The sequence below is a fragment of the Martelella sp. genome (genome assembly GCF_984369615.1).
Window position 1 is genome coordinate 1 of sequence record NZ_CFHTCS010000160.1, and the last position, 9,650, is coordinate 9,650.

The 9,650-nt window shown below is 63.4% G+C and carries 10 protein-coding genes; 7 read left to right on the forward strand and 3 right to left on the reverse strand.

Annotated features, from left to right (window positions below; translation table 11 throughout):
• Positions 1–604, forward strand: a 604-nt coding sequence (locus AC5DC2_RS13460) for an ABC transporter permease (RefSeq protein WP_491698842.1), incomplete at its 5' end; no start/stop codon positions are given.
• A gap of 291 nt (positions 605–895) precedes the next feature.
• Here the strand turns inward: AC5DC2_RS13460 and AC5DC2_RS13465 are convergent.
• Entirely contained in the window at positions 896–1,798 is a 903-nt protein-coding gene (locus AC5DC2_RS13465; RefSeq protein ID WP_491698843.1) for a LysR family transcriptional regulator, read from the reverse strand.
• A gap of 254 nt (positions 1,799–2,052) precedes the next feature.
• Here AC5DC2_RS13465 and AC5DC2_RS13470 point away from each other — a divergent pair, with 254 nt between their 5' ends.
• From AC5DC2_RS13470 to AC5DC2_RS13490, 5 genes are all read left to right on the forward strand, one after another.
• Positions 2,053–2,481: a cupin domain-containing protein gene (locus tag AC5DC2_RS13470; protein ID WP_024706628.1), complete on the forward strand. Its 429-nt coding sequence runs from the start codon at positions 2,053–2,055 to the stop codon at positions 2,479–2,481.
• Entirely contained in the window at positions 2,481–3,266 is a 786-nt protein-coding gene (locus AC5DC2_RS13475) for a cysteine hydrolase family protein (protein WP_491698844.1), read from the forward strand. The genes AC5DC2_RS13470 and AC5DC2_RS13475 overlap by 1 nt, the downstream gene beginning before the upstream one ends.
• Positions 3,263–3,673: an oxalurate catabolism protein HpxZ gene (gene hpxZ, locus AC5DC2_RS13480; RefSeq protein ID WP_491698845.1), complete on the forward strand. Its 411-nt coding sequence runs from the start codon at positions 3,263–3,265 to the stop codon at positions 3,671–3,673. The genes AC5DC2_RS13475 and hpxZ overlap by 4 nt, the downstream gene beginning before the upstream one ends.
• 111 nt (positions 3,674–3,784) lie before the next feature.
• A complete protein-coding gene (locus AC5DC2_RS13485; protein WP_491698846.1) occupies positions 3,785–4,942 on the forward strand; it encodes an amidase in 1,158 nt (385 codons plus the stop codon).
• Between the two features lie 7 nt (positions 4,943–4,949).
• Entirely contained in the window at positions 4,950–6,536 is a 1,587-nt protein-coding gene (locus AC5DC2_RS13490) for a gamma-glutamyltransferase family protein (RefSeq protein WP_491698847.1), read from the forward strand.
• Positions 6,537–6,542: 6 nt separating this feature from the next.
• Here AC5DC2_RS13490 and AC5DC2_RS13495 read toward each other — a convergent pair whose 3' ends face one another.
• Complete coding sequence (locus AC5DC2_RS13495; protein WP_491698848.1) at positions 6,543–7,505, reverse strand: NAD-dependent epimerase/dehydratase family protein; 963 nt, start codon at positions 7,503–7,505, stop codon at positions 6,543–6,545.
• Positions 7,506–7,519: 14 nt separating this feature from the next.
• Positions 7,520–9,025: an amidohydrolase family protein gene (locus tag AC5DC2_RS13500; RefSeq protein WP_491698849.1), complete on the reverse strand. Its 1,506-nt coding sequence runs from the start codon at positions 9,023–9,025 to the stop codon at positions 7,520–7,522.
• 142 nt (positions 9,026–9,167) lie between these two features.
• Between AC5DC2_RS13500 and AC5DC2_RS13505 the strand changes: the two genes are divergently transcribed.
• A partial coding sequence (locus AC5DC2_RS13505; protein ID WP_491698850.1) for a LysR family transcriptional regulator occupies positions 9,168–9,650 on the forward strand: 483 nt, incomplete at its 3' end.

Consider the following 9,650-nt stretch of genomic DNA (forward strand, 5'->3'; position numbering starts at 1 on the left):
CATTGTGTCGGTCAAGGTGGCGCTTGCGGCGCTTGCCGTGTCGCTGATCATTGCGGTGCCGGCCGCCTTCGCGCTGGCCCGCTTTCCCTTCCGGGGCCGCTCGGCGCTGCTTGCCTTCTGGCTGCTGCCGCTCACGCTTCCGCATGTGGCGCTCGGCGTCGGCATGCTGAAACTGCTGCAGATCTATGTCGCCGTGCCCGCCTTCATTGGTCTTGTGGCGATCCATGTCGTGGTCATCCTGCCCTTTGCCATCACGCTTCTGACGGCATCGGTGATCGGCCTCGACGAGGCGCAGGAAGAGGCGGCGGCAAGTCTCGGGGCGAACGCCTGGAAGCGCTTGCTGCTGGTGATCGTGCCGGGGCTGATGCCCGGCCTCTTCGCCACCTCGATCGTCGGCTTCCTCCTAAGCTTCGACGAGGTGACGGTCACGAGCTTCCTCACCACAGCCCGGCTGACGACGCTGCCGGTGCGCCTCTACGCCGAGGCCTCGTTCGAACTGAGGCCGACCGCGCATGCGCTCTCCTCCGTGCTGATCCTGCTGACCATCGTGCTGCTCGCCATCGTTGGCCGTTTTGTCCGGCTGGACCGGCTTTATGCAAGGTAGCGGGGCGGGCCAGGAATGATCCCCTTTCAAGGGCGGGGGGATCGCATATGACTTCGTCGCATAGCCCCCCGATCTTCTCTCCCCGGAGGGGAGAGATGTCGCGACAGCGACAGTGAGGGGGGAGTGTGTCACCGCGAACGCCCTCACGATCTGAAATGCCGCGCCACCCTCACTGCCCCTTTCGGGGCATCTCTCCCGCCAGCGGGAGAGAGTATTGGGGGCAAGCTGCCACGCCATATGCGATAGCTCTGCCCCGAGGGGACTGCGAGCCATGAACAGTCTGCCCGCACCTCAATCCGCCATTTCCCGCATCACGGTCCGGATATTCTCCACGAACACGCTGGCGATGGCGGAGATGTTGCGCCGTCCGCCGATCAGCATCAATTGCTGCGTATCTGACTGGAATTCCCGAACCGGCACATAGGCGAGCCGGCCCATGCGGCTTTCAAACGCGATATCGAAAGGGGTCAGGAAGGTGAGGTAGCCCTCGCTCATGGCAAGGTGCCGCATCATTTCGATCGAATTGGCTTCCACAGCGAACGACATCTGCAGGTTGGCGCGGGAAAAGACCTGTTCGATATGCGGGCGGATCGCCGTGGACGGGTCGGCGCCGGCGACCGGATAGCCGACGCATTCGGAAAGCCGGACACTGGTGGAGCGCGCCAGCGGATGATCGGGCGCGACCGCAATGCCAAGGCGGCCGATCGCGATCTCGAGCACGCTGATATCGGCGTCGCCCGGAAAATCGAAGCCGAGGCCCATATCGGCATCGCCGGCGCGTACCGCATTGCGGATGTCGTCGCCGGTGGTCATCAGCATCATCCGCACGCTGACGCCCGGATTGGCGCGCTGAAAGCGGCCGACCGCGCGCGGCAGAAGATTGGCGGCAAGCCCGCTCATCAGCGCGATCGTCACGACGCCGCGTCTCAGCCCCTTCAGGTCCTCCATCATCGCCTCGGCGCGGTTCATGCCCTTCAGCGTTTCGCGCACATGGCCGATGAGGATTTCACCCGCCGCCGTAAGCGTCAGGCGTCGCCTGCTGCGGTCGAACAATTGCGTATCAAGCGCTTCCTCCAGCGCCGCGATCTGGCGGGAGATTGCGGAGGCCGAGACATTCAACCGTTCGGCCGTCTTGCGCACCGAGCCGGTGCGCGCGACCTCGTCGAGATAATTGAGCAGGCGTCCATGGAGCATGGCATTTCCTTTGTTGCCTTTCAGGCAACATTCTATGCGAAAATAAATGCTTTTAAAGCGACAAAAACTGCATCACGATGCTTGCAGTGCTGAAGGCGTTCACGGCCACCGCAAAGCGTTTTTCCCCAGCTGTCGCGGCGGTTTCGGCCTTCGGTTCCGGCATGAGCGGTTCTCCAGAGGTCTCCCACCACCTTGAAATGCTCCGCGCCGCTCATGCCGGCTCTTATTGTCAGACAGGATTTCCAGAGGGTCCCATGCTCACCTATGCATTCGAACAGGTCGAAAAGGCCGAGGTCTTCAAGATTGCTCCGACCGATACCAATTATTTCGCGATCCTGTTTGATCCGAAGAAGGACGAGATCGACAATATATTCGTCATCGAGATCTTTACTGTCGGCGGCGCCACGCCGCCGAACGAGCACAGCCACGCGCATGAATTTTTCTACGTCCTCGAGGGTGAGGGCATTGCCTCCAGCGACGGCGAGGAAATGCCGATCAAAAAGGGCGACGCGCTGATGCTGCGTCCGGGCTCGGAACATGTGGTCAAGAACACCGGTTCCTCCAAGCTTTATACGCTGACCGTGATGACGCCGAACCAGGATTTCGCTGAGCTGATCCGTTCCGGCGAGCGCGTTTCGCTGGATGCGGAAGACCTGAAGGTGCTGACCGGGAAGGCGGCCTGATGCGGAAAGACGCCGATGCCCTGCCGCTCGGCCCCTCGCGGCTGAACCGGTGGCAGGTTTCAAAAGGGCGGGTCGACATGGTCCGGGCGCAGCCCGCGCCGCGCCCGCTTGCCGTGAAGGACCGGGGCCGGGAGATCGTCTTCGACCTGAGCCGCACCGCCATCATCGTCGTCGACATGCAGAATGATTTCTGCCATCCCGATGGCTGGCTTGCCGGAATCGGCGTCGATGTTTCTCCGGCCCGCGCGCCGATCAATCCGTTGCAGCGACTGCTTCCGGGCCTGAGGTCTGCCCAAGTGCCGGTCATCTGGCTTAACTGGGGCAACCGCGCGGACAAGGCCAACCTGCCGCCCTCCACGCTCCACGTTTACAAGCCCACGGGGCGGGAAACCGGCATCGGCGATCCGCTGCCAAATGGCGCACATGTTCTGGAAAAGGGCAGTTGGGCGGCGGCCGTGGTGGACGAACTCGAGATCGCGGAGACTGACATTTATGTCGACAAGTTCCGCATGTCGGGCTTTCAGGACACCGAACTCGACAGCGTGTTGCGCAATCTCGGCGTCGCCACCGTGCTCTTTGCCGGCGTCAACGCCGACCAGTGCGTGCTCTGCACCCTGCAGGACGCCAATTTCCTCGGCTATGACTGCATTCTCGTCGAGGATTGCGCGGCAACCACCTCGCCGCAATTCTGCATGGACGCCACCCTCTACAACATCCGCCAGTGCTTCGGCTTCGTCTGTTCATCGGACGATATCGTCGCCGGCCTTTCGCGAGCAGACGCATGACGCAGGAAAAAGACGCCGCCATTCAACCCGTCAATCTTCCTGACGTTCTGGAAGAGGTCAGCAAACTCTGTGACCTCTATGAAAAGGCGCTGATGGAGAATGATCTCGATACGCTGGATGCGCTGTTCTGGAACAGCGAGAACACGCTGCGCTACGGCGTCGGCGAGAACCTTTACGGCATTTCCGAGATCCGCGATTTCCGCAAGGGCCGTTCCGGCGGCTCGCCGCAGCGCAACGTCATCCGCCGCCAGATCACCACTTTCGGCAGGGATTGCGCGGTCTGCGACCTCGAGTTCCAGCGGCCGGGTGCGGCCGTTCGCGGACGCCAGAGCCAGACATGGATCCGCACCGCCAACGGCTGGAAGGTCGCCGCCGCCCATGTGTCGCTGATGGGCAATTCACATTAAAATCGATTAGCCGGTCCGTGTTCCGCCGCATCAACGTTACGCTTTGCGTTGCGTTTTCAACGACCTGCGTGCATGCTCCAGCTATCGATCCTCAAATTTCGGGCAGGCTTCATGACGCAATCCATCGGTCCCTTCGTCGAACGCTTCGAACCTCCGATCACCTCGGAGGCGCCGGCCTCGGACCTGCTGTCAGGCCATACCGTTGCGGTGAAGGACAATTTCGACATCGAAGGCGCCGTGACCGGCGGCGGCAATCCCGAATGGGCCGAGGATCAGGCGCCGGCTTCCCGCAATGCGGCGGCCGTCCAGACCCTGCTCGACAATGGCGCAGCCCTTGCCGGCAAGGTTCATATGGATGAGCTTGCCTACAGCCTGATGGGGATGAATGCCCGTTTCGGCACACCGGAAAATCCGGCAGCGCCGTCGCGCGTGCCGGGCGGTTCCTCGTCCGGCTCGGCTTCTGCCGTGGCCTCGGGTCTTGCCGATATCGGGCTCGGGTCGGATACGGGCGGATCGGTCAGGCTGCCGGCCGCCTTCTGCGGGCTTTTCGGCTGGCGTCCGACCCATGGCCTCGTTCCGAGCGACGGCCTGTTGCCGCTGGCCGCAAGCTACGACGTGCCGGGCTTCCTGACCCGCGATCTGGAGACGCTCGAAACGCTTGGCAAGATCTTTGCGGGAGAGCAGGAGACCGACGCCGATGTCCGGCTGGTGTATCCCGCCGATGTCTGGCGCCTGTGCGAGGACGAGGCGGCGGCGGCGCTGAAGGCGGCGCTGCCGAGGGGTGACCGCAACGACAGCTCGCTTCTGCCGGGCGGGGACCTGAAGGCCCTGCTGCCGGTGTTCCGCACCCACCAGGGCTACGAGATCTGGCAGCATTTCGGTGACTGGATCGAAAAGCGCGAGCCCGATTTCGGCCCCGGCATCCGCGAGCGGTTCGCCATGGCGGCGAAGATCACGCCGGAGGAATTTGCCGACGCCAAGGCAAAACGCGAGGCCTTCCGGGCGCATCTGGCGCGCGTGCTGCGGCCGGGAACCGTTCTGGTCTATCCGACCTCGCCGGGGCCCGCGCCGCTTCTGACCGCCGGCAATGACATTGTCGAAACCTTCCGCAACCGGGCGCTCGCCATGCTGGCAATCGCCGGTCATGGCGGCCTGCCGCAATTGTCCATACCGCTTGCCGCTAGCCAGGGGTCGCCGCTCGGGCTTTCGCTGGTCGCAGCACCCGGCAGCGACCTTTTGCTGATCGAGACGGCGAAACGCTTCATCTGAGGGCACCATGCTTCACTCCGCGACAGGCTTTGACGGAGCCTTTACCGCGCCGCACCGCGCTGCAGCGCTTGCCGGCCGCGATATCCTGCGTACCGGCGGAACGGCAATGGAGGCGATGGTTGCCGCCGCCGCGACGATCGCGGTCACCTATCCGCACATGAACGGGATCGGCGGCGATGGCTTCTGGCTGATCCACAGGCCGGGCCAGAAGGTGACCGGCATTTCCGCCTGCGGGCAGGCGGCAGGCCTTGCGACGCCTGAATGGTATGCGCGCCACGGCTTCGAGAAGGCGATGCCGACGCGCGGGGCCCTGGCCGCGCTCACCGTGCCGGGCACGATCGGCGGCTGGGAAAAGGCACTGTCGCTGGTGGCGGACGGCAAGCGGTTGCCGCTTGACGATCTGCTTTCATCCGCGATCCATTACGCCGAAAACGGCATCGCGGTCACCGGAAATCAGGCGCAGTGCACGGCCGACAAGCTTGACGGCCTGAAAGACGTTCCCGGCTTTGCCGGGACCTTCCTGCTGGACGGCGCGGCCCCTGCCACCGGTGCAAGGCTTTGCCAGAAGAAGCTGGCCGAGACCCTCAAGACACTCGCGGCGGAAGGACTATCGTCCTATTATACCGGCGACATTGCCCGCACCCATGCGGCCTTCCTCGAGGAGACCGGCTCGCCGTTGCGCTTTGAGGATTTCGCCGCTTACGAGGCGCGCATCGTCGATCCGCTCCATGTCGAGACATCGCATGGCCGGCTCATGAACATGATCCCGCCGACGCAGGGCATCGCCTCTTTGATGATCCTCGCGCTGTTCGACCGGCTGGGCGTCTCCGAAGGCGAGGGGGTCGACCATCTGCATGGCCTGGTCGAAGCGACAAAACAGGCCTTCATCCAGCGCAATGCCGGGCTGGGCGATCCGGATTTCATGGCTGAGCCTGCACAAGCCTGGCTTGCCGATGACCGGCTCGATGCGCTAGCCGCCAGGATCGACATGGAGCAGGCACTGCCCTGGCCTTACGAGCCGGGAGAGGGCGACACGATCTGGATGGGGGCAGCGGACCGCTACGGCAATGTCGTCTCCTTCATCCAGAGCGTCTACTGGGAATTCGGCTCGGGTCTGACCTGCCCTGAGACCGGCGTTTTCTTCCAGAACCGCGGCGCCGGCTTCTCGCTTGCGCCGGGTCCCAACCAGCTTGCGCCGGGAAAGCGCCCGTTCCACACGCTGAACCCGGCACTTGCGCATCTGAAGGACGGGCGCGTGATGGCTTATGGTACGATGGGCGGCGAGGGGCAGCCGCAGACGCAGGCCGCCTTGTTCTCGCGTCACGTGCAGTTCGGCCAGGATCTGCAGGCCGCCGTCACCGCGCCGCGCTGGCTGCTTGGCCGCACCTGGGGTGAGGAGACCACGACGCTGAAGCTCGAGGACCGGTTTGAGCCCGCCCTTGTTGCTGCCCTGAAAGCGGCCGGACACGATGTCGAGATGCTGCCGGCCTTTTCCGATGCCGTCGGGCACGCCGGCGCTGTGGTGCTGCACGAAAACGGGCTGATGGAAGCGGCGACCGATCCGCGCGCGGATGGTCTGGCGCTTGTGGATTGACGTGGCTCAGGCCGGAAAGCGCTTTCTGAGAAAACCGTCGATAAGATCCATCGCCTTTTCCTCCAGCAGCGGAAAGCCGAGCTTTCGGGCGGTTTCGGCGGCAAAACAGGCCGGGAAATCCTGCGGCCCGTAGTTCGGCGTGTCGGTGCGGTCGATCAGCGACAGCATGTCTTCGCCTGCCCGTTCGGCAAGGGCAGCAAGCAGCATCTCGACCGTCAGCGAGATGCCGGGCATGACGAGCGCCCGCGCATCTGCCGGGATCGGCCCTTCAAGATTGGCCGCGTGGATGAGCTGCGCCACCGCCGTTTCCGGCGAGGCCAGCCAGTGGCGCACATCGTCCGAAGCCGGCAGAAGCGCGCGCCGGCCTTCCAGCGGTTCGCGGATGACGTTGGAAAAGAAGCCGGAATTGCCATGGGTGGCCTCGCCGGGCCGGACCGCGATTGTTGGCAGGCGCAGGCAGATGCCGTCGACAAAGCCCATGCGCGTATAATCGGCGATGATCGCCTCGCTCATCAGCTTCTGCGTGCCGTAGGAACTGTCCGGACGGGGCGTTGTCGCATCGTCGATCAGGGCGGGAAAGGGCGCGCCATAGACGCCGATCGACGAGGCATGGACAAGGCGCGGACAATAATCATCGCCCGCAAGACGGATCGCCTCGAGGGTTGCCCGCACGGTGTCGAAATTGATGTGGTAGCCGATGGCGAAATTGCTGTCGGCCTGGCCCATGGCGGTGGCGGCCACGTGAAAGATCACGTCCGGACGCGCGGCTATCACCTCTCCGATCGTCTCGAACTCCGCCGCATCCCCCGTCACCCATTGCGTGGCATCCCCTTCGATCTCGCTCTTGCGGATATCGGAGAGAATGAGCGCGTCAAGGCTTTCAGTGCCGAGCGCGCGGCGTGCAATCAGCGTTTCGGCGAGCGCGCGGCCGATCATGCCGGAAGCGCCGATAATGGCGACGGAGGCCATGGACTATTCCCTTCCTACACCTTCACGCGCGGATAAAGGCCGATCTTGCGCGTGGTCGCCTTGTCATACATCCGGTCGAGATAGGGACGCACTTCTGCCGCACCCTTGCTCATTTCCGGGCAGTGGTCACGCTCGAATTTTGCAGCCGCCTCGGCGATTTCGCCGCGCAGATCGTTCTCGTTGACGGTTGTGAGCTTGCGATCCTCCATCACCAGCTTGCCGCCGACGATCGAATGGGTGACGACATCGGAATTGACCGAGAAGGCGATCTTCTTGATCGGGTCATGCAACGGCATGAAGCCCCAGTCGGTCTTATCCATCAGGATCACGTCGGCGAGCATGCCTTCTTCCAGCGTGCCGACTTCCTTCTCCATCAGGCTGGAGCGCGCGGCAGACGTGGTTGCCATGTCATAGACCTCATGCGCCGAAATCCAGCCATTATAGTCGAACGTGCCGATCTTGTGCAGGCCCGCGGCCGCCTTGAAGGCGACGAAGATATCGGCGGTATCGGCAGAGGCCACGCCGTCGCAGCCGAGCGCGACATTGACGCCGGCATTCATCATCCGCCGCACCGGCGAGACGCCGGAGCCGAGCTTCAGGTTTGCCAGCGGATTGTGGGTCGTCGAGCAGCGGGCCTCGCCCATCATCGCGATGTCGTCGTCTGTCAGCCAGATGGCGTGGTTCATGGTCAGGCGATGGGTCATCAGGCCCATGTCCTTCAGGAACTGAACCAGCGTGCGGCCGTATTTCTCCTCGCCGGTCACGGCCTGGGTCTTGGTTTCCAGCACATGGCAGTGGACCGGCAGGTCGCGCGCTTCGGAAAGGCTCGCCACTTCCTGCAACAGCTTCTCCGAGCAGCGCTGCGGGCCGCAGGGGCCGAGAATGATGCGCATATTGTCCTTGCCGTGCCATTTCCCGGACAATTCCTCGAACAGCTCGATCTGTGCTTTCCAGTCGGGCGCGGGCATGGCGTCGAGCCGCGCCTTCATTTCAGCGGGCACGAGATCGCCGACAAAGGGCAGGCTGTTGCAATAGCTCTCGTCCCACATGGAGGCGGTGATCCAGCCGCGCAGGCCTGCGTCGCGGAAGGCTGAGGCTGTGGCGTCGACGGCTTCCGGCGTGCCGGTGATGTTGATCACATCGTCCTGCAGCGTGGTGACGCCGGAGCGCAGCGAGATGATCGCGACCAGCATGGCGCGCAGATAATGCTCGCGCCAGGTCATCGCCGGCGAGCCGAAGGGCGGGTAGACTTCCGACAGCCAGATTTCGAGCGGCAGGTTGTCATAGCGGCCCATCTCGAAGCCTTCATTGGAATGCATGTGGGCATCGATGAAGCCGGGCATGACCAGCTTGTCGGAAGCATCGATCACCTCAAGGTCCTGAAAGGCGGCGGCGCGTGCCGAAAGATCACCGCCTTTGCCTATTATCCGGTCACCGTCGATCAGCACATCGCCGCTCGCGAAGCTGTGCGCGCCGGTTTTCTGGTTGATGACGAGGCCGTTCTTGATCAGGATTGCCATGCTTTACTCCGTTTGGCTGCCGCTTGTGGTCAGGCGGCATGAAAATTGCTTAGTTATTTTCCGGGGATGACGTAACGCCGGCCGGGTCGCTTGTGGTGGGAGCGATCCGGCCTGACAGAAACCTTGTGAAAGGAACAGCGTTTTGGCCACACCAGCCGGAGACCACGGACTTGACCTGCGCCTGATGCGCATCCTCGATGTGCTGCTCGACGAGTGCAGCGTCTCGAAAACCGCCACCATTCTTGGCCAGAGCCAGCCATCCGTTTCGCTGGCTCTCAAGCGGCTTCGCGAAATTCTCGGCGATCCGCTGCTGGTGCGCTCCGGCGTGAAGCTGATCCCGACGGAAAAGGGCATCGCGCTGCGCGCCCAGGTGTCGAACATCCTGCGCGAGATCGACGCGCTCGCCGTCTCCGAGGATACGTTCGATCCCGCAAGCTACAATCGCCGCTTCCGCGTCTACGCCGCCAATTGTCTCGGCACCTTCTTCATGCCGCGCATCGGCGAGCTGGTGCGCCGCGAAGCGCCGAACATGCCGCTCGATTTCTGCACAATCCCCGAGGAAACCCGGATATTTACCGAGCTCGAGGAGGGGAAGCTCGATCTGGTGATCGGCAACTGGCCTATG